This window comes from Pantoea eucrina (assembly GCF_001691555.1).
In the GTDB taxonomy this organism is placed as follows: Bacteria; Pseudomonadota; Gammaproteobacteria; order Enterobacterales; family Enterobacteriaceae; genus Pantoea; species Pantoea borealis.
The window spans coordinates 2,181,907-2,202,204 of the sequence record NZ_MAYN01000008.1 but is presented as its reverse complement, the minus strand read 5'-3'; the positions used below and the strand labels follow the sequence as shown (position 1 = coordinate 2,202,204).

19 protein-coding genes are annotated in these 20,298 nt (G+C 55.7%); 11 read left to right on the top strand and 8 right to left on the bottom strand.

Annotation, left to right across the window (positions count from 1 at the left end; translation table 11 throughout):
• Nucleotides 1-74 precede the first annotated feature (74 nt).
• Complete coding sequence (gene hemL / locus BBA90_RS16565; RefSeq protein WP_065650099.1) at nt 75-1,355, bottom strand: glutamate-1-semialdehyde 2,1-aminomutase; 1,281 nt, start codon at nt 1,353-1,355, stop codon at nt 75-77.
• Nucleotides 1,356-1,586: 231 nt separating this feature from the next.
• Between hemL and erpA the strand changes: the two genes are divergently transcribed.
• Nucleotides 1,587-1,934, top strand: a complete 348-nt coding sequence (gene erpA / locus BBA90_RS16560; RefSeq protein WP_039382693.1) for an iron-sulfur cluster insertion protein ErpA — start codon at nt 1,587-1,589, stop codon at nt 1,932-1,934.
• Nucleotides 1,935-1,966: 32 nt separating this feature from the next.
• Here the strand turns inward: erpA and BBA90_RS16555 are convergent, their stop codons facing one another.
• The 3 genes from BBA90_RS16555 to mtnN form a co-directional block, all read right to left on the bottom strand.
• Nucleotides 1,967-2,218, bottom strand: a complete 252-nt coding sequence (locus tag BBA90_RS16555) for a hypothetical protein (protein WP_065650098.1) — start codon at nt 2,216-2,218, stop codon at nt 1,967-1,969.
• Nucleotides 2,219-2,336: 118 nt separating this feature from the next.
• Nucleotides 2,337-3,131 (bottom strand): vitamin B12 ABC transporter substrate-binding protein BtuF, encoded by a 795-nt coding sequence (gene btuF / locus BBA90_RS16550; RefSeq protein WP_065650097.1) that lies wholly within the window; start codon nt 3,129-3,131, stop codon nt 2,337-2,339.
• Nucleotides 3,124-3,822: a 5'-methylthioadenosine/S-adenosylhomocysteine nucleosidase gene (gene mtnN / locus BBA90_RS16545; RefSeq protein WP_065650096.1), complete on the bottom strand. Its 699-nt coding sequence runs from the start codon at nt 3,820-3,822 to the stop codon at nt 3,124-3,126. Before mtnN ends, btuF begins: the two co-directional genes overlap by 8 nt.
• Nucleotides 3,823-3,918: 96 nt before the next feature.
• On the opposite strand from mtnN, the gene dgt reads away from it, so the two are divergent.
• The 3 genes from dgt (at nt 3,919) to BBA90_RS16530 (ending at nt 8,302) form a co-directional block, all read left to right on the top strand.
• Nucleotides 3,919-5,412 carry a dGTPase gene (gene dgt, locus BBA90_RS16540; protein ID WP_065650095.1) on the top strand — a complete coding sequence of 498 codons (1,494 nt, stop codon included), beginning with the start codon at nt 3,919-3,921 and terminating at the stop codon, nt 5,410-5,412.
• A 135-nt stretch (nt 5,413-5,547) separates the two neighbouring features.
• Complete coding sequence (degP, locus tag BBA90_RS16535) at nt 5,548-6,984, top strand: serine endoprotease DegP (RefSeq protein WP_065650094.1); 1,437 nt, start codon at nt 5,548-5,550, stop codon at nt 6,982-6,984.
• 160 nt (nt 6,985-7,144) lie between these two features.
• Nucleotides 7,145-8,302 carry a CdaR family transcriptional regulator gene (locus tag BBA90_RS16530; protein ID WP_065650093.1) on the top strand — a complete coding sequence of 386 codons (1,158 nt, stop codon included), beginning with the start codon at nt 7,145-7,147 and terminating at the stop codon, nt 8,300-8,302.
• A gap of 42 nt (nt 8,303-8,344) precedes the next feature.
• Here BBA90_RS16530 and BBA90_RS16525 read toward each other — a convergent pair whose 3' ends face one another.
• The 4 genes from BBA90_RS16525 to map form a co-directional block, all read right to left on the bottom strand.
• Complete coding sequence (locus BBA90_RS16525) at nt 8,345-8,737, bottom strand: DUF3461 family protein (RefSeq protein ID WP_065650092.1); 393 nt, start codon at nt 8,735-8,737, stop codon at nt 8,345-8,347.
• A 279-nt stretch (nt 8,738-9,016) separates the two neighbouring features.
• Nucleotides 9,017-9,841, bottom strand: a complete 825-nt coding sequence (dapD, locus tag BBA90_RS16520; protein WP_065650091.1) for a 2,3,4,5-tetrahydropyridine-2,6-dicarboxylate N-succinyltransferase — start codon at nt 9,839-9,841, stop codon at nt 9,017-9,019.
• A 74-nt stretch (nt 9,842-9,915) separates the two neighbouring features.
• On the bottom strand, nt 9,916-12,573 hold the full coding sequence (glnD, locus tag BBA90_RS16515; RefSeq protein WP_065650090.1) for a bifunctional uridylyltransferase/uridylyl-removing protein GlnD: 2,658 nt from the start codon (nt 12,571-12,573) through the stop codon (nt 9,916-9,918).
• 65 nt (nt 12,574-12,638) lie between these two features.
• Nucleotides 12,639-13,430, bottom strand: coding sequence for a type I methionyl aminopeptidase (gene map / locus BBA90_RS16510; protein WP_065650089.1), 792 nt, complete (start codon nt 13,428-13,430; stop codon nt 12,639-12,641).
• Between the two features lie 320 nt (nt 13,431-13,750).
• On the opposite strand from map, the gene rpsB reads away from it, so the two are divergent.
• The 7 genes from rpsB (at nt 13,751) to cdsA (ending at nt 20,296) form a co-directional block, all read left to right on the top strand.
• Nucleotides 13,751-14,476 (top strand): 30S ribosomal protein S2, encoded by a 726-nt coding sequence (gene rpsB / locus BBA90_RS16505; protein WP_039382724.1) that lies wholly within the window; start codon nt 13,751-13,753, stop codon nt 14,474-14,476.
• Between the two features lie 184 nt (nt 14,477-14,660).
• Complete coding sequence (gene tsf / locus BBA90_RS16500) at nt 14,661-15,512, top strand: translation elongation factor Ts (RefSeq protein WP_065650088.1); 852 nt, start codon at nt 14,661-14,663, stop codon at nt 15,510-15,512.
• 153 nt (nt 15,513-15,665) lie between these two features.
• Nucleotides 15,666-16,391, top strand: a complete 726-nt coding sequence (gene pyrH / locus BBA90_RS16495) for a UMP kinase (RefSeq protein ID WP_039382729.1) — start codon at nt 15,666-15,668, stop codon at nt 16,389-16,391.
• Between the two features lie 189 nt (nt 16,392-16,580).
• The gene (gene frr / locus BBA90_RS16490) at nt 16,581-17,138 is read left to right on the top strand and encodes a ribosome recycling factor (RefSeq protein ID WP_065650507.1); all 558 of its coding nucleotides are present in this window, start codon (nt 16,581-16,583) and stop codon (nt 17,136-17,138) included.
• A gap of 165 nt (nt 17,139-17,303) precedes the next feature.
• Nucleotides 17,304-18,506, top strand: coding sequence for a 1-deoxy-D-xylulose-5-phosphate reductoisomerase (gene ispC / locus BBA90_RS16485; RefSeq protein ID WP_206099917.1), 1,203 nt, complete (start codon nt 17,304-17,306; stop codon nt 18,504-18,506).
• 161 nt (nt 18,507-18,667) lie between these two features.
• A complete protein-coding gene (gene ispU / locus BBA90_RS16480) occupies nt 18,668-19,420 on the top strand; it encodes a (2E,6E)-farnesyl-diphosphate-specific ditrans,polycis-undecaprenyl-diphosphate synthase (protein WP_065650086.1) in 753 nt (250 codons plus the stop codon).
• Between the two features lie 18 nt (nt 19,421-19,438).
• Nucleotides 19,439-20,296, top strand: coding sequence for a phosphatidate cytidylyltransferase (gene cdsA, locus BBA90_RS16475; protein WP_065650085.1), 858 nt, complete (start codon nt 19,439-19,441; stop codon nt 20,294-20,296).
• Nucleotides 20,297-20,298 lie beyond the last annotated feature (2 nt).

Here is a 20,298-nt window from a genome sequence, read left to right as displayed (position 1 = left end):
AAAAAAGGTGCGCCGCGGCGCACCTTTTTGTTATGGCCTGTCAGGGCAGAGCAGGGCGCTCTTCAGAGCAACCATTACAGCTGCGCAAAGCAGCGCCGTGCCGCAGCAACGGTGCGCTCAATATCTTCCGGCGTATGCGCCAGCGACATAAAGCCCGCCTCATAAGCGGATGGGGCCAGGTAGATCCCCTCATCCAGCATCAGATGGAAGAAGCGCTTAAAACGCTCTGTGTCACAGCGGGTCACATCTGCGTAGCACGTTACGCTGGCAGCATCGGTAAAGAACAGACCAAACATGCCGCCCACGTGGTTAACCACCAGCGGAATATTTTCTGCCTGTGCGGCAGCCAGCAGGCCTTCAGCCAGCTGGGTGGTGCGTTCGGTCAGCGTGGCGTGCGTGCCTGGCTGGGCGATCTGTGTCAGGCAGGCGAAGCCGGCTGCCATCGCAATCGGGTTACCTGACAGCGTGCCCGCCTGGTAGACCGGGCCGGTGGGTGCCAGCGCGTCCATCACGTCACGGCGGCCACCAAATGCGCCGACCGGCATGCCGCCGCCGATGATTTTACCGAGGCAGGTCAGGTCAGGCGTCACGTTGTAGTAGGCCTGGGCGCCGCCCAGCGCCACGCGGAAACCGGTCATTACCTCATCGATAATCAGCAGGGCGCCAAATTCATCGCACAGCGCGCGCAGGCCCGGCAGGAAATCAGGCTGTGGCGGAATACAGTTCATGTTGCCGGCGACCGGTTCCACAATAATACAGGCGATATCGTCCGGATACTGTTCAAACGCCGCGCGCACGGAGGCGAGATCGTTATAGGTGCAGGTCAGAGTATGGCGGGCAAAATCAGCCGGCACGCCAGGGGAGTTCGGCTGACCCAGCGTCAGCGCACCGGAACCCGCTTTAACCAGCAGGCAGTCGGCATGGCCGTGGTAGCAGCCTTCAAATTTAATAATTTTGTCGCGATGGGTGAAGCCGCGTGCCAGACGGATGGCGCTCATGGTCGCTTCCGTACCGGAGTTCACCATACGCACCATATCCATGCTCGGTACCAGCTCGCACACCAGCTCCGCCATTTTTACTTCCATTTCCGTCGGCGCACCAAAGCTCAGGCCACGCGCAGCAGCCTCAATGACCGCATTGCGAATGGTCGCGTTGTTGTGACCCAGTACCATCGGGCCCCACGAACCGACATAGTCGATATAGGCTTTACCATCTGCGTCATATAAAAAGGCACCGTCGGCGCGTTCAATAAACAGCGGTACGCCGCCAACACCGGTAAACGCGCGCACCGGGGAGTTCACGCCGCCGGGAATAAGACGTTGCGCTTCGGTGTACAGATTTTCTGACTTACTCATGGTTCGGCTCCAGCTGTTTGGAAAAAATCTTCCCGCCATTCTACGGGAAGATGCCGCGACGGTGAACCGTCACGCGGCGCGCAGCCGGGGCCTCGCGCACTCAGGGTTTAAACTGTAGTTCATTTCAGGGGCACACAGTGTCAAGGGCGCTACTTGATTGCACCGGGCGGCTGGCAGATAATAGCGTGATTAAGGTTGTTTTCTGACCTGGACGTTTACCCGGAGTAAAACATGAGTGATGACGTAGCAGCGCTGCCCTTGCAGTTTACCGATGCAGCAGCCAACAAAGTAAAAAATCTGATTGCGGATGAAGAGAATCCGGCGCTGAAACTGCGCGTCTATATCACCGGCGGCGGTTGCAGTGGCTTCCAGTACGGTTTTACCTTTGATGACCAGATGAACGATGGCGATATGACCATCGAAAAGCAGGGCGTATCGCTGGTAGTGGATCCGATGAGCCTGCAGTACCTGGTGGGCGGATCGGTGGACTACACTGAAGGTCTGGAAGGTTCGCGCTTTATTGTTACCAACCCCAATGCTAAAACCACCTGCGGCTGTGGCTCCTCTTTCAGCATCTGATGCCGATCTGGCTGCCGTTCCGGCAGCCAGTCCTACCACTCAATAGTGACTAATTGTGTTGTGTCGTGCCGGCGCGCATCGCCGGTGAGCGTCTGCCGGGAAATACGCGGCTGAGCGCCGCTGCCGCCGCCGCAGTCAGCGGCAGGCAGCCCGGGTGCACCGGCGGATGAGACAGTGCAGCGTGACACGATAGTCAGCGACACCGCAATCGAGCCGGTGGTGCCTGCCGCCGTGGCGGACGCAGCGCCCGCCAGCATAATGGCCAGCAGCACAGCTCGGGTCATGATTAATTCCTGGTGTAGTCAAAAGCGCGTTGCGCTAAAAGGGCACAGAGCTTACGTGGCTGCCGTGCCTGCTTTCTTAATTGTCGACAAATACCGGCTGAACTTTATGCGTTTACGCTTATTTTTTTACCGGATGCAGAACAGAGCAGAGCTGCTGCGCCGCCAGCAGCAGGCGCGGACCGGGACGGCTCAGCCAGTCAGGGTTGATGGCAATCACCGGGACGCTGAGCTGCGGCTGCCAGAACCGGAGGACGCTGGCGGCCTGAGCGGTATCACCGCCGATAACAATCGCCTGCGGCTGCCGTGTCAGCACCTGTTCCCGGCTGACCTGCGGCCAGCTTACCCTGCTGTCGGCAAAAATATTCTGCCCGCCGCACAGCGTAACGATCTCATTTTGCAGCGTATTTCGTGAAGCGGTAAACAAAGGCTGTTGCCCGAACTGCAGAAACAGCGCCACCGGGTCAGCGTGCCGGTAGCGCTGGCGCAATGCCGCCGCCTGTGCCCGCAGCGCCTGCGCCGCTGAAACAGCCTGTTCCGGCTGCGGGCTCCAGCGCGCCAGCGACTGCACGGCATCAATCATCTCATCCAGGCTTTGTGGATCAATCCATATCACATTGACGCCAGCATGCTGCAGCTGCTCAATCTGACGGGCCGGATTACCGCCACGCCACGCCAGTACCACGTCCGGTTTCAGTTGCAGCACCTTCTCAATCCCGATGCCCTGCCAGTTCGCCACCTGTGGCAGCGTCCGGGCAGCGGATGGATAGTCGGACCAGGCGCTGACCGCCACCGGCGTGATACCGGCGGCAAAGGCCATTTCTGTAAGATGCGGAGCGAGGGTAATAACGCGCGGAGCAGCAAAAACCAGGCCGCTGCAGAGCAGCAGCAGCCCGGTGAACAGCCACTTAGCCATGCGTCAGCCGGGCCAGCAGGCGTTCTGTCATCAGGGAGGATTGTCGGGCTGCCACGCTGAGAAACTCATCAAAACTCAGGTGGGATGTTTTATCGGCCACGTCAGAGATCGCGCGTACCACCACAAACGGTACGTTAAACTGATGACAGACATGGCCAATGGCGGTGGCTTCCATCTCCACGGCGATCGCCTGCGGGAACAGCGAGCGGATGCGGGCTAAAGGTTCTGCACCGTTGATAAACGCGTCACCGCTGACCACCAGCCCGCGCACGGCGTTCAGCTGAAGCTCGCTGATCGTCTGCTCTGCGGCCGTAACCAGCTGGCTGTCCGCTACAAACGCTTCCGGGCAGCCTGCCATCTGGCCCGGCACATAGCCAAAAGCCGTGACGTCGGCATCGTGGTAGCGAACTTCATCGGATACCACGATATCCCCGACCTGCAGCGTCGGCGCAAGGCCGCCCGCGGAGCCGGTATTGATCACCAGATCGGGTTTGCAGAGCTGCAGCAGCAGGGTTGTGCCCAGCGCGGCAGCCGTTTTCCCGATTCCTGATTTCAGCAGGGCAACCTCAACGCCATTCAGGGTACCGGTATAGATCTCACAGCCGGCCAGCTTCAGCGTCTGACGGTTTTCAATTTTGTCACGCAGCAGGGTAACTTCCTGCTCCATCGCGCCAATAATGCCTGCTTTCATAAAGAATCTCGCTGTGTTTATAGATGTTTAAGAGGAAACTGAGGCATAGTCTATCATGGCTTCAAAGCGATGAATTCACCAAAAAGAGGGCCCGCTATGGTGGCGATTAATTTCAGGAAGAAGATCGGTTTCACGCGCCCTTATACCAGCCGTAAAGCGCCGGAAGGCGAATACGCGATTACCCGCCATTTTGAGAGCGATCGCGGCCGGATTATTAACTCCGCCGCTATCCGCCGGCTGCAGCAGAAAACCCAGGTATTTCCGCTGGAGCGTAACGCAGCGGTGCGCTCGCGGCTGACCCATTCGCTGGAAGTCCAGCAGACCGGGCGTTACATCACCAAAGAGATCCTGCATACCCTGAAAACGCAGGGCGGCGGGCTGGAGCTGTATGGCCTGGACGGTTTTGAAGGCGCTGCGGAGACGCTGGTCGAGATGGCCTGTCTGCTGCATGACGTCGGCAACCCGCCGTTTGGTCATTTTGGCGAAGCGGCGATTAATGACTGGTTTGAAGATAATCTGCCGGCAGAACTGGTCGATCCGCTGGTCGCCGGCGTGGCCAGCGACGAGCAGCAGGCTGACTTTAGCGAACTGAATGCAATGATTCGTCAGGATCTGTGCAATTTTGAGGGGAATGCGCAGGCGATTCGGCTGGTCCATACGCTGCTGCAGCTTAACCTCAGCTATGCACAGGTCGCCTGCATTCTGAAATATACCGCGCCTGCCTGGTGGCAGGGGGAGAAGCCGGCTGAATTCAGCGTATTGATGAAAAAAACCGGCTTTTATCTCTCTGAACGGGAATATATTGCAGAGCTGCGCGCCGCCACCGATCTGGCAGAACATCATCGCTACCCGCTGACCTGGATAATGGAGGCGGCTGATGATATTTCATACTGTATTGCCGATCTGGATGACGCCGTTGAAAAAGCGATATTTACCGTGGATACGCTCTATCACGCGCTGGTCAAAGCCTGGGGGCCGCTTATTCCCGGTGATGCATTTAGCCGCACCATTGGTGAAGCCTGGAAAGAGGCGAATCAGAAAAAACGGCGCAGCATCAGCGACCAGTTTTTTATGTCACTGCGCGTCAATGTACAGAATCTGCTGGTGGGTCACGCCGTGCGGCGCTTTGTTGATAACCTGCCGGCAATTTTTGCCGGCAATTTCAATCACGCCCTGCTGGAAGATGACGGTGATGAAGGGCGCCTGCTGAAGCTGTTTAAAACCGTGGCGCGCCAGCAGGTATTCAATCATCCTGAGGTAGAGCAGCTGGAGCTGCAGGGCTACCGGGTAATTAAAGGTCTGCTGGAAATCTATCAGTCGCTGATGCAGCTCGATTATGAGCAATTTACTACGTTAATGAATGACGATTATCTGGCGGGTCATCCTATTGAAACGCGCCTGTTTCATAAACTTTCCGGCAAACACCGAAAAGCATATCAGCAGCAGATGCGTGCGCGCATTGTAGAACATAAATATCAGCGGCTGTTGTGGGAGCGCTATTATCGCTTTCGTCTTATTCAGGATTATATCAGCGGCATGACAGATAATTACGCATGGGATGAATATCGCCGGATGATGGCAGTAGAATAGGGCCAGTTTTGTAAAGATGACGCATAAATATTTACCTTTAGGCAAAACTTTATCGTCTTTTTTGCGTATAAAATTTATCTCCGTTATGACGGCCACAGCAATGGTCAGGCTGCAACTTTCAGAGAGAAAAAACGAATGAAAAAAAACAGATTGATGCTGAGTGCGCTGGCACTGAGTCTGAGTATGGCGTGCGCGCCTGCTGCAGTGTTTGCCGCTGAGACGGCTTCCTCCTCCAGTCAGCAGCTGCCAAGCCTGGCACCCATGCTGGAAAAAGTGATGCCTTCCGTGGTGAGCATCAACGTTGAGGGCAGTACGGCGGTAAACACCCCGCGTATGCCGCAGCAGTTCCAGCAGTTCTTTGGCGATAATTCACCGTTCTGTCAGGATGGATCCCCGTTTCAGGGATCGCCGCTCTGCCAGGGCGGCGGTGCAGATGAGGGCGCACCCGGCAATGCACCAAAACAGCCATTCCGCGCGCTGGGTTCCGGCGTCATTATTAACGCTGAAAAAGGCTACGTGGTTACCAATAACCACGTAGTGGATAACGCCACAAAAATTCAGGTTCAGCTCAGCGATGGTCGCCGCTATGAAGCTAAAATCATCGGTAAAGATCCGCAGTCTGATATTGCCCTGATCCAGCTGCAGGATGCTAAAAACCTGACCGCCATTAAAATGGCCGATTCCGATACGCTGCGGGTAGGCGACTACACCGTTGCCATTGGCAATCCCTATGGGCTGGGTGAAACCGTGACCTCCGGCATTGTCTCTGCGCTGGGACGCAGCGGCCTGAATGTGGAAAATTATGAAAACTTCATTCAGACCGACGCCGCCATTAACCGCGGTAACTCGGGCGGCGCGCTGGTTAATCTGAACGGCGAGCTGATTGGTATTAACACGGCTATTCTGGCACCGGATGGCGGTAACATCGGTATCGGCTTTGCTATTCCCAGCTCGATGGTCAAAAACCTGACGGCGCAGATGGTGGAGTTTGGTCAGGTAAAACGCGGTGAGCTGGGGATCCTTGGTACCGAGCTGAACTCAGAACTGGCGAAAGCGATGAAGGTTGATGCCCAGCGCGGCGCCTTTGTCAGCCAGGTACTGCCAGGTTCTGCGGCGGCAAAAGCAGGCGTAAAAGCCGGCGACGTAGTGGTTTCACTGAATGGCAAGCCGCTGAGCAGCTTTGCTGCCCTGCGTGCCGAAGTGGGCTCGCTGCCGACGGGCACCAAACTGCAGCTGGGTCTGCTGCGCGAGGGTAAATCTCAGAGCGTGACGGTTGAGCTGCAGCAGAGTACCAAAGACAAAGTACAGTCGGCGACCATTTACACCGGTATTGAAGGCGCCGATCTCAGTAATGTGGAGAGCAATGGCCACAAAGGCGTGCGCGTTGACAGCGTGAAGGCAGGCAGCGCGGCCGCACGTATCGGCCTGAAGAAAGGTGATATCATCCTCGGGGTTAACCAGCAGGCGATCAGCAACCTGGGCGAACTGCGTAAAATCCTCGACACGAAACCGCCTGTACTGGCGCTCAACATTCTGCGCGGCGACGCGTCGCTTTATCTGCTGATGCAGTAATTCCCGGTGCATAAACAGGGCGGGCTGCGGCTCGCCTTTTTTCTTTTGTGCGCCCGGTAACATTTCCCGCAATCTCTCCGCCACTATGTGCAATTGCACAATGTCAGCAGCCATCAGGATGCGTATTCTGTCGGTTTGCCTCTTGCTCAGGAAGTGATCCATGGCAACTTCTCATCTTGATGCGCGTCTGGCGCAGGATATCGTTGCGCGCACCATGAAAATTATCGACAGCAATGTCAATGTGATGGACGCGCGCGGGCGCATCATCGGCAGCGGCGACCGTGAACGTATCGGCGAGCTGCATGAGGGCGCGCTGCTGGTACTGTCGCAGGGCAGGGTAGTGGATATCGATGAAGCGGTAGCCAAGCATCTGCACGGTGTGCGGCCTGGCATCAACCTGCCGTTGCGTATTGAAGGCAGTATTGTGGGCGTTATCGGGCTGACCGGAGAACCTGCTGCCCTGCGGCACTATGGTGAACTGGTCTGCATGACGGCAGAGATGATGCTGGAGCAGGCGCGGCTGCTGCATTTGCTGGCGCAGGATAGCCGCCTGCGTGAAGAGCTGGTGCTCAACCTGATCCGCAGTGACACGCTCTCGCCAACCCTGAACGAATGGGCGCAGCGGCTGGGCATCGATCTTAACCAGCCACGCGTGGTGGCGGTGGTGGAAGTGGATAGCGGCCAGCTCGGTGTGGACAGCGCAATGTCAGAGCTGCAGCAGCTGCAAACGCTGCTTACCACACCGGATCGCGATAACCTGATCGCCATTGTATCACTGACGGAGATGGTGGTACTGAAACCTGCGCTGAACGCTCACGGCCGTTACGATCACGACGATCACCGCCGGCGCGTTGACCAGCTGCTGCAGCGCATGCGAGAAAGCGGCCAGGTGCGCATGCGGATTGCGCTGGGCAATTATTTTCCGGGTCCGGGCGGCATTGCGCGCTCGTGGCGTACAGCCCGCACCACTATGTCAGTGGGTAAGCAGCGTATGCCGGAGCAGCGCAGTTTTTTTTATCAGGATCTGGTGCTGCCGGTACTGCTCGACAGCCTGCGTGGCGGCTGGCAGGCCGGTGAACTGGCACGCCCGCTGGAAAAACTCAGAAGCATCGATACCAACGGTTTATTGCGGCGAACGCTGCTTGCCTGGTTCAGCCATAACGTACAGCCTGGCGCCACGGCACGCGCGCTGTTTATTCATCGCAATACGCTGGAGTATCGCCTGAACCGGATTTCAGAGCTGACCGGGCTGGATCTCGGTAATTTTGACGATCGGCTGCTGCTGTATGTGGCGCTGCAGCTGGATGAACAGGCATAAAAAAGGCCAGCTGCGCTGGCCTGAAAGCGGTCAGTAAACCGATCAGCGACTGTTGCGGGTCAGCTGATCGAGATCGGATTCAATTTCAGCGATCTTATTTGAGACCACGCTCTCCAGATGGCGCAGATCGTCGAGGATCTTGCGCTTCAGATCCACTTCAACCCGATCGCGCTGGCAAATCTGATCCAGCTCATCGATAACATACCGCAGGTTAGGGCTGATCTCCTGAATTTCACGGAAACCCTGACCGTTATGCTCGGCCACCACGGTTTTGCGCTGGCGCGGATATTTGAATTTCACGCTCTTGGCGAAAAACTCACCTTTATCTTTGCGGAAATAGATTTTCAGGATGTCATTGTTCGCTTCCTGACGCAGACTGTAACGATCGATGTCTTCAGGATTGCTGATACCTAAGCTTTTCAGGTTGTCATACATGGCGTTTAAATTCCCTCTGAGAGTGAGTGAGCGCGCAGACATGTCATCAATCGTTCCAGGCTGGATCCGGAACGCTTACGGCATACTTATAAACTTTAGACGAAAAACCGGGTCAGACAGTGCGCGTCCGGCATTAACTGGCGCGGATTATGAACTGTTTGAAAAGTAAACGCACCAGTTAATTTGCGGCGCAAAACAGGTTATATCAGGCAGGCTGTAAAGAAAAAATGACGGCACTGTTTCCGGTACCGTCATCAGAAGAAGAATAACGCCGGGAGGTTAATCGATGGTACGCAGCAGTTCGTTGATACCCGTTTTGCTCAGCGTTTTAGCATCCACTTTTTTCACGATTACCGCGCAGTAGAGGCTGTAGCTGCCATCTTTCGACGGCAGGTTGCCAGAGACCACCACTGAACCGGCCGGAACGCGACCATAGTGCACTTCACCGGTTTCACGGTCGTAAATTTTAGTGCTCTGCCCGATGTAAACGCCCATCGAGATCACCGAGCCCTCTTCGACAATCACACCCTCAACGATTTCAGAGCGCGCGCCGATAAAGCAGTTATCTTCAATGATGGTCGGGTTAGCCTGCAGTGGCTCCAGCACACCGCCGATACCCACGCCGCCGGAAAGATGCACGTTTTTGCCAATCTGAGCACACGAGCCCACGGTGGCCCAGGTATCAACCATGGTGCCTTCATCAACAAAAGCCCCAATGTTGACGTAAGAGGGCATCAGCACGGTGTTACGCGCAATATAAGCGCCCTGGCGCACGGCCGCAGGCGGCACTACACGGAAACCTGCCGCTTTGAAACGCGCGTCATCCCAGCCGGCAAATTTCATCGGGACTTTGTCATAGAAGCGGGTTTCAGCCCCTTCCATAACCTGATTGTCATTAATGCGAAACGACAGCAGCACCGCTTTTTTCAGCCACTGATGCGTTACCCATTCGCCATCGATTTTTTCAGAGACGCGCAGCTCGCCGCTATCCAGCAGGTCAATCACCTGATTGATCGCATCACGGGTGGCACTGTCGACGCTGGCGGGCGTGATGTCAGCACGGCGCTCAAAGGCGGATTCAATAACGCTCTGTAACTGTTGCATAGCTATTTCCTGAGTCTGTCATACGGATGCCCGGACGTGTCCGGACAGGATTCAATTTATCTGTGCAGTGTGATTCAGGACACTTTATCGTTTGGATTAAGGGCCTCTGTCAACCGTTGTTGTAACACATCACGCATTTCTGCATTCAGCGCACGCCGTTCGCTGTTGGCAAGGATAAAGAGATCCTCGACCCGTTCGCCAATGGTGCTGATGCGCGCGCCGTGCAGCGATACGCCAAGATCGGCAAACACTTCGCCCACCCGGGCCAGCAGACCCGGCTGATCGAGCGCGATCAGCTCCAGATAACTGCGCCGGTCAGTGTGGGTCGGCAAAAATTTCACCTCGGTATCCACGCTGAAATGTTTCAGGCGGGCAGACTGGCGTCGGGTGCGCGGCGGCACCCACTCCTGCTGCGTAATCGCCTGCTGCAATGCCTGAATAATCAGCGGGTGGCGATCGGGTGACAGCGGGCTGCCATCCGGCTCAAGAACGATAAAGGTGTCCATTGCCATGCCGTCGCGGCTGGTGAAAATCTGCGCATCGTGCACGCTCAGATTACGGCGATCGAGTTCACCCGCTACGGCAGCAAACAGATAGGGGCGATCCGGGCTCCAGATAAAAATTTCCGTGCCGCCGCGCGTCGCCTGCGGGCTGACCAGCACCAGCGGCTGGCTGAGGTCATGGTCAATCAGATGACGGGCATGCCACGCCAGCTGATTAGGCGTATGGCGCAGAAAATAGTCGGCGCGGCAGCGGCTCCAGATATGGTGCAGCCGCTCTTCATTAAGGTTCTCCATGCGCAGCAGCGCCAGCGCCTGCAGACGATGGTGGCGCACCCGCTCGCGCAGATCCGGGCTATTTTCCATGCCGCGTCGCAGCTGCTTCTCGGTAGCAAAAAACAGCTCGCGCAGCAGGCTCTGCTTCCAGCTGTTCCACAAACTCTCATTAGTGGCGCAGATATCAGAGACGGTGAGGCAGACGAGATAGCGCAGGCGGCTCTCATTCTGCATTACCTCGGCGAACTGCTGGATCACCGTCGGGTCCTGAATATCGCGGCGCTGAGCCGTGACTGACATCAGCAGATGATGACGTACCAGCCAGGCCACTAACTGGGTTTCACGGGAGTTGAGGTTGTGCAGCTCAGCAAACTCCAGCGCATCCTGCGCGCCCAGGATTGAGTGATCGCCGTTGCGGCCTTTGGCAATATCATGGAGCAGCGCTGCCATCAGCAGCAGCTCCGGCTGCGGCAGGCGGGGCCAGAGTTCCACACACAGCGGATGCTTTGGCCGGGTGCTCTCATCGGCAAAACTTTCCAGCTTCTGCAGCACGCGAATCGTGTGCTCATCCACCGTATAGGCGTGAAACAGGTCAAACTGCATCTGCCCCACCACGTTGCCCCATAGCGGCGTATAGGCGGAGAGTACGCTATGACGATGCATTGGCAGCAGCGCGCGTTTAACCGCGCCGGGATGGCGCAGAATCGCCATAAAGGTGCGTCGCGCCTCAGCAATCTGGCACAGCGGCTGCTGCAGATGGCGGCGCGCATGGCGCAGCTGGCGCAGGGTGGTTGAGTAGATCCCGCTAATCGAGGCGTTGCGTACCATGACATAAAACATGCGCATAATGGCCTGCGGCTCGCGCTGAAACAGATCCGGATCGCGCAGGTCGATCAGATCGCCGCGTAGCTGAAAATCATCATCCAGCGCGCGTGGCTTTTCGGTCGCTGGCAGCGCAAGAATCGCTTCATCAAACAGCTGCAGCAGCATCTGGTTCAGCTCGCTGATGCGGCGCGTTACGCGGTAGAAATCTTTCATCATGCGCTCAACCGGCTCATTGCCTTCGCCGGAGTAGCTGAGGCGATGCGCTACGGTCAGCTGCCGATCAAAAAGCAGGCGGTTGTCATAGCGCGGCAGCGTCAGATGCAGCGCGAAACGGATACGCCAGAGAAATTCCTGACACTCGTTGATTTCATTGCGTTCCGCTTCGGTCAGAAAGCCAAAGCCCATCATCTCATCCATCGTGGTGGCACCAAAATGGCGACGCGCCACCCACTGCAGCGTATGAATATCGCGCAGGCCGCCCGGACTGCTTTTGATATCGGGTTCGAGATTGTAACTGGTGCCGTGGTAGCGCTGATGACGCTCCTGCTGCTCTTCAATTTTGGCAGCGAAAAAACGTGACGAGGGCCAGAAGCCTTCGCTGAAAATATTTTTCTGCAGTTCAAGAAACAGCGCGACGTCGCCGGTCAGCATACGCGACTCAATCAGGTTGGTCGCCACGGTGAGATCGGATAACCCCTCAAGCAGGCACTCCTCAAGCGTGCGCACGCTGTGTCCCACTTCAAGCCGCAGGTCCCACATCAGCGTGATCAGTTCAGAGGTGCGCTGCGCGGCTGCTTCATTGAGCGGCTGACGACTGAGGATCAGAATGTCGATGTCTGACAGCGGATGCAGCTCGCCACGACCATAGCCGCCTACCGCCACCAGCGCCATATCGCTTAGCGTATCAAAACCAAAAAAACGCCACAGTCGTCGCAGCAGGCGATCGATAAATAGCGTGCGCGTATCGATCAGCGACTCCACATCGCTGCCGGCATCAAAAGCGAGGCTCAGCGCGTGCTGAAACTGTTCCAGCGCGGCTTTCAGCTGCTCACGCGTCAGGGCGTCGTCGGCCCAGCCGGCAGGTGAATCGGTGAGAATTTTGTGTACTGCCTCGGTCACGTTACCGCTCATCAACATGCCCCTTCGCGCATTAAAAAGCCGGCATTAAGCCGGCTCGGTGTGTAGCAGAGAGAGGATTATACGTTTTCCAGCCGCGCCGGAATGGTGTCATCCTCACGCAGCGTCAGAATCTCACAGCCAGTTTCCGTCACCACAATAGTATGCTCATACTGCGCGGACAAGCTGCGATCTTTGGTTTTCACCGTCCAGCCATCCTTCATAGTGCGGATGCGGTAATCGCCTGCGTTGACCATCGGCTCCACGGTAAACGTCATGCCGGCCTGCAGCACCACGCCGCTGTCGTCGGCGTCATAGTGCAGCACCTGCGGCTCTTCATGAAAGCCTTTGCCGATCCCGTGACCGCAATATTCACGCACCACAGAGAAATCCTGCGCCTCAACGTATTGCTGAATCGCACGTCCCAGCTCACGCAGGCGGATGCCCGGCTTCACGAGACGCAGAGCGATATAGAGGCTCTCCTGCGTCACGCGGCAGAGGCGCTCGCCGAGGATAGTGGGCTTGCCGACGATAAACATCTTTGAGGTGTCGCCGTGATACTCATCTTTGATGACGGTGACATCGACGTTCACGATATCGCCATCTTTCAGAACGCGGTCGTCGCTGGGAATACCGTGGCACACCACTTCGTTTACCGAGATGCAGACCGATTTAGGGAAGCCGTGATAGCCCAGACAGGCAGAAACCGCCTGCTGCTTCTGCGTAATGTGCTCGTGGCAGAGGCGATCAAGCTCACCGGTGGTCACACCCGGCACAACGTGAGGGGCGATCATTTCCAGCACTTCAGCAGCCAGACGGCCCGCCACGCGCATTTTTTCGATTTCGTCAGGAGTTTTAATTGAGATAGCCATGAATTTTTCCGCAATCGCCGAAATTTTCGACAATAATGAGTTCTGTGGCAGTCATGTTAGCAGGCAGCAAATGGGCTGCCAAATCGGGATTGCCGCACACGTTTTGCGCTAACAACCGCTGGCGTATTTATACCTGTTATGGTATAAAGCGCGCCGACGATTCTCTGCTGCCTTGCGAATGCGAGACGGCAGGAAGCGCATAAATCTCATTATGTGTACTAAAACACACATGTATCGACACATACGCCGGGGTGCCTTGAAAGAGGTCGGTCGTATGGGATACATGGAGGCCCAACCCCAAACATACTTTAGAGGTAATCATGGCAACTGTTTCCATGCGCGACATGCTCAAGGCTGGTGTTCACTTCGGTCACCAGACCCGTTACTGGAACCCAAAAATGAAGCCATTCATTTTTGGTGCACGTAACAAGGTTCACATCATCAACCTTGAGAAAACTGTACCAATGTTCAACGACGCTCTGGCTGAGCTGCAGAAGATCTCTTCTCGCAAAGGTAAAATCCTGATCGTTGGTACCAAGCGCGCTGCTGCTGAAGCGGTAAAAGAGTCAGCTCTGAGCTGCGACCAGTTCTTCGTTAACCACCGCTGGTTAGGTGGTATGCTTACTAACTGGAAAACCGTTCGTCAGTCAATCAAACGTCTGAAAGATCTGGAAACTCAGTCTCAGGACGGCACGTTCGACAAACTGACCAAGAAAGAAGCACTGATGCGTGCTCGTGAGCTGGCCAAGCTGGAAAACAGCCTGGGTGGTATCAAAGACATGGGCGGTCTGCCAGATGCGCTGTTTGTTGTTGATGCTGACCACGAACACATCGCAATCAAAGAAGCAAACAACCTGGGTATCCCGGTATTTGCTATCGTTGATACCAACTCTGATCCAGATGGCGTTGATTTCGTTATCCCTGGTAACGACGATGCGATCCGTGCTGTAAGCCTGTACCTGACTGCTGTTGCCACTACCGTGCGCGAAGGCCGTTCACAGGATCTGGCTGAGCAGGCTGAAGACGCGTCTTTAGAAAACGCTTAATAAGGATTGCTCTTTCTGAGAGCCCTTAGACATCAGATGTTATCTGTATAAGGGGCCGCACAGGCCCCTTTTATTTATCTCCGTCTGTCGCGCTCCCTGTTACGGGCTGGCGGGGCAGAGTAAATTTTCCGCAACAGGTTTCTGCGCGTGCCCACGCACCCGGAAACGAACCGAGGATTCTGGAATGGCTGAAATTACCGCTGCATTGGTAAAAGAACTGCGTGAGCGTACTGGCGCAGGCATGATGGACTGCAAAAAAGCGCTGACTGAAGCGAACGGCGACATCGAGCTGGCAATTGAAAACATGCGTAAGTCTGGCGCAATCAAAGCTGCGAAAAAAGCGGGTAACGTTGCAGCTGACGGCGTGATCAAAACCAAAATCGTTGAAGGCTACGGCGTGATTCTGGAAGTTAACTGCCAGACTGACTTCGTTGCTAAAGATGGCGGTTTCCAGGCGTTTGCTGACAAAGTTCTGGATGCGGCAACTGCCGGCAAAATCACCGACGTTGAAGCGCTGAAAGCACAGTTCGAAGAAGAGCGTGTTGCACTGGTTGCTAAAATTGGTGAGAACATCAATATCCGTCGTGTAGCAGTACTGGAAGGTGCTCAGCTGAACAGCTATCAGCACGGCGCGCGTATCGGCGTTCTGGTTTCTACCACTGCTGCTGATGAAGAGCTGAGCAAGCAGATCGCAATGCACGTTGCGGCGAGCAAGCCAGAATTCGTTAAGCCAGAAGATGTTTCTGCTGATGTGGTTGAGAAAGAGTACCAGGTACAGCTGGATATCGCGATGCAGTCTGGTAAGCCAAAAGAGATCGCAGAGAAGATGGTTGAAGGCCGCATGAAGAAATTCACCGGCGAAGTCTCTCTGACTGGTCAGGCTTTCGTTATTGACCCAAGCAAAACTGTTGGTCAGGCGCTGAAAGAGAAAGGCGCAGACGTCATCAACTTCATCCGCTTTGAAGTGGGCGAAGGCATTGAGAAAGTTGAAACCGACTTTGCAGCTGAAGTGGCTGCAATGTCCAAACAGTCTTAATGAATGACCGGAACCGCCGCGAGGCGGTTCTTTTTTGTCTGCGTTTTGACGCAGTGATTTTCAGTCTCATCCCAATAGCTTTTTTGACGCGCTAAGCGGATGATTCACCAGATTTAACTTCTCATTCATCTTATCCTCCAGGAAGAATTGACCATGGCGACCAACGCAAAACCTGTATACCAACGTATCTTACTGAAACTGAGCGGCGAGGCCCTGCAGGGTGCCGAAGGTTTTGGTATCGACGCGAGCGTGCTTGACCGCATGGCGCAAGAGGTGAAGGAGCTGGTTGAGCTGGGCATCCAGGTAGGTGTGGTGATTGGTGGTGGCAACCTGTTCCGCGGCGCAGGTCTGGCTCAGGCAGGCATGAACCGCGTAGTCGGCGACCACATGGGCATGCTGGCGACCGTCATGAACGGCCTGGCGATGCGTGATGCGCTGCACCGCGCCTATGTGAACGCACGCCTGATGTCTGCCATCCCGCTTAACGGCGTCTGTGATAACTACAGCTGGGCCGAAGCGATCAGCCTGCTGCGTAATAACCGCGTGGTGATCTTCTCTGCGGGTACCGGCAACCCGTTCTTTACTACCGATTCTGCGGCCTGCCTGCGCGGCATTGAAATTGAAGCGGACGTCGTATTGAAGGCGACGAAAGTAGACGGCGTCTACTCAGCCGATCCGGTTAAAAACCCGGACGCGACGCTGTACGATCAGCTCAGCTACGCTGAAGTGCTGGAAAAAGAGCTTAAAGTTATGGATCTGGCCGCCTTTACGCTGGCGCGCGACCACGCGCTGCCGATTCGCGTCTTCAATATGAACAAGCCTGGTGCACTGCGTCGCGTGGTGATGGGTGAAAAAGAAGGCACCCTGATTACGCATTAATATCCGATGCAAGGTAAAATAAGGTATATTCTGATAGCGCAGTGCCTGACGCTGCGCCACTACCTGACATAATCGCTGTTGCAGGCGGCTTATGCGTCAGCAGCAGGTAGCAGGATGATCGATGTTTATCGATACCAGTTCCGACGCGTGCGGAAATGGCCAGGTCAAACCGAATCCAAGGGTTTTAACGTGATTAACGATATTAAAAAAGATGCCGACACACGCATGGATAAGTGCGTGGAAGCATTCAAAAGCACCATCAGCAAAGTGCGTACCGGCCGTGCTTCACCTTCACTGCTCGACGGCATTGTGGTGGAATATTATGGTACACCTACGCCACTGCGTCAGCTCGCCAGCGTGACGGTAGAAGATTCCCGTACGCTGAAAATCAACGTGTTTGACCGCTCTCTGGGCCCGGCCGTTGAAAAAGCGATCATGACGTCTGATCTCGGCCTGAATCCAAGTTCAGCCGGTACCGATATCCGTGTTCCGCTGCCAGCGCTGACAGAAGAGCGTCGTAAAGATCTGATCAAAATCGTACGTGGCGAAGCAGAGCAGGGACGTGTTTCCGTGCGTAACGTTCGCCGTGACGCCAACGATAAGATTAAAGCGCTGCTGAAAGATAAAGAGATCAGCGAAGATGACGAACGTCGTTCACAGGATGAAATCCAGAAAATGACCGACCTTCACATCAAGCACGTTGATGCTGCGCTGGCTGAAAAAGAGAAGGAGCTGATGGACTTCTGAGTCTGTCAGCCCGGTCTGTATCTGCTGGAGGCAGGTGATTGCCTGCCTGTAACAGATATAAAACGCCGTTCAGAGCCGTATTCGTACCGAATGCACTCTGGCGGCGTTTTACATTGTGCCTGGCGCCGTTGCGGGCACCCATGATGACTTCACAGGGATAGCATGATGAAGCGATTAACCCTTCTGGGATCCACCGGCTCAATTGGCACCAGTACACTGGCGGTTGTGGCCGCGAATCCTGAACTTTATCAGGTCACTGCGCTGGTAGCAGGGCAGAATGCCGCGCTGATGGCTGAGCAGTGTCACCAGTTCCGGCCGCGCTATGCAGCGATGTCTGATGAGACTGCCGCTGCCGACCTGCGTGAGCGACTGAAAGCACTCAACGTTGATACCGAAGTGCTCTCCGGCGTTCAGGCAGCCTGCGAGCTGGCGGCGCTGGATGATGTTGATCAGGTGATGGCGGCGATTGTCGGCGCATCGGGCCTGCAGCCGACGCTGGCAGCAATTCATGCCGGGAAAACCGTACTGCTGGCCAACAAAGAGTCACTTGTCACATGCGGCCGCTTGTTTATGGAGGCGGTGCGTCAGCATCAGGCGCAGCTGCTGCCGGTTGATAGCGAGCATAATGCCATTTTTCAGAGTTTGCCCGCTTCCATACAGCATCAGTTGGGGTACGCTGATCTGCGGGAGAACGGGATCGACTCGATTCTCCTTACGGGATCGGGTGGTCCTTTTCGTGACACGCCACTGGCAGATCTGGCTACAATGTCGCCGGATCAGGCCTGTGCGCATCCGAACTGGTCGATGGGGCGCAAAATTTCCGTTGATTCGGCCACTATGATGAATAAAGGTCTTGAATACATTGAAGCCCGCTGGTTGTTCAACGCCACTGACGCGCAAATGGAGGTCATCCTGCACCCGCAGTCGGTGATCCACTCTATGGTGCGTTATTGTGACGGCAGCGTGCTGGCGCAGCTGGGCTCGCCTGATATGCGCACACCGATTGCTCACAGCATGGCATGGCCTGCACGCATCGCCGCTGGCGTTACGCCGCTTGATTTCACCCGAATGAAAGCACTGACGTTTGCTGAACCCGATTACGTGCGCTATCCCTGCCTGAAGCTGGCAATTGATGCGTGTACTGCAGGGCAGGCGGCCACGACGACGCTGAATGCAGCAAATGAAATCGCGGTAGCAGCGTTTCTGCAGCATCAGATTCGCTTTACCGATATTGCCGCCCTCAACAGCGAAGTACTGGGGACGCTCAGTTGTCCGGAGCCCGCCAGTATTGATGATGTGCTGGAAATCGATCGGCTGGCGCGGCAGCGTGCAACGGCATTGCTGTCACGCGTCTCTCTGGCTGGCTGATAGCCCCGCTATTTGTTCGCTCTGGCTGAAAATGGTATAGTCGCTCGCGTTTTACGGCACGACATTGTTTCGATGTCATCCGGCTTACGAGCCGGCCTTTGCCGCAGGCGCAATGTATTCAGAAAACACAGCATTTCTGATGAAAGGAATTATTACGCGTTATGTCGTCCAACAATCACAATACAATCGATGACGGGTCGTACTGCACACCACGTCACGTGGCCATCATTATGGATGGTAATGGTCGCTGGGCAAAAAATCAGGGCAAACTGCGTATTTCAGGCCACAAAGCCGGGGTAAAATCGGTTCGCCGTGCCGTCAGCTTTGCGGTCAGTCACAAGCTGGAAGCGTTAACGCTCTATGCGTTCAGCAGTGAAAACTGGAGCCGACCGCCGCAGGAAGTGACGGCGTTGATGGAATTATTTATCTGGGCTCTCGACAGTGAAGTAAAGAGCCTGCATAAACATAATGTGCGTCTGCGCATTATTGGTGATATCAGTCGTTTTTCTGGTCGTATTCAGGAACGCATTCGCCGCGCCGAGGAACTGACTCAACAAAATAATGGACTGACCCTCAACATTGCTGCCAACTATGGTGGCCGTTGGGATATTATCCAGGGTGCCAGGAAACTGGCCGAACAGGTTCAGGAAGGGCTACTGCGTCCTGACCAGATAACCGAAGAAAGCCTTGCTCCCTACCTCTGTATGCAGGAGCTGGCGCCGGTGGATTTAGTGATAAGGACCGGGGGAGAGCATCGAATCAGCAACTTCCTGCTGTGGCAGATAGCCTATGCTGAGTTCTGGTTTACCGATGTTCTTTGGCCTGATTTTGATGAACATGTTTTTGAAGGTGCACTGAATGCATTCTCTCTGCGGGAGCGACGCTATGGCGGCGCTGCACCAGGCGGCGCCTGAGCTACCTGGGGGTAACCTTTGCTGAAGTCTCGTCTGATCACCGCGTTTATTTTGATTCCGCTGGTGATCGCTGCGCTATTCTGGTTACCGCTGTCTGGTTTCGCGATTACCACGATTGCTATCTGCATGCTTGCCGCCTGGGAGTGGGGGCAGCTGTCTGGCATGGCTACCCGTCAGCAGCGCGTCTGGCTGGCACTGCTCTGTGGTCTGCTGCTGTCAGCGATGCTGTTTACCTTACCGTCCTATTCACACGATGCGCACCAGCCTCAGCTGGAAAGCTCGCTCTGGGCGGCACTTGGCTGGTGGATCGTTGCGCTATTCCTGGTGCTGTTCTATCCCGCCTCTGCCGCGCTATGGCGCGGCTCGCGCCCGCTACGTCTGCTATTTGGTGTGCTGACCATTGTGCCGTTTTTCTGGGGCATGATCGCCCTGCGCCAGTATCACTACGACACCGATCACTTTGCCGGCGCCTGGTGGCTCCTGTTCGTTATGCTGCTGGTCTGGGGCGCGGACTCGGGTGCCTATATGTTTGGTCGTCTGTTCGGCAAAAACAAGCTGGCACCTAAAGTCTCACCGGGTAAAACCTGGGAAGGTTTCTTTGGCGGACTGCTCTCCTCGGCTATCATCGCCTGGCTGTTTGCGCTGCTGGCTCCGCTGACGGTGGCGCCGGGTACGCTGATTGCCTGTGCCGTTGTTGCCACGCTTGCCTCCGTACTGGGCGATCTCACAGAAAGCATGTTCAAGCGTGAAGCGGGCATCAAAGACAGTGGAAATCTTATCCCCGGCCACGGCGGTATCCTCGATCGTATCGATAGCCTGACAGCAGCCGTGCCGGTGTTTGCCTGCCTGCTGCTGCTGGTGTTTCATACCCTCTAGGA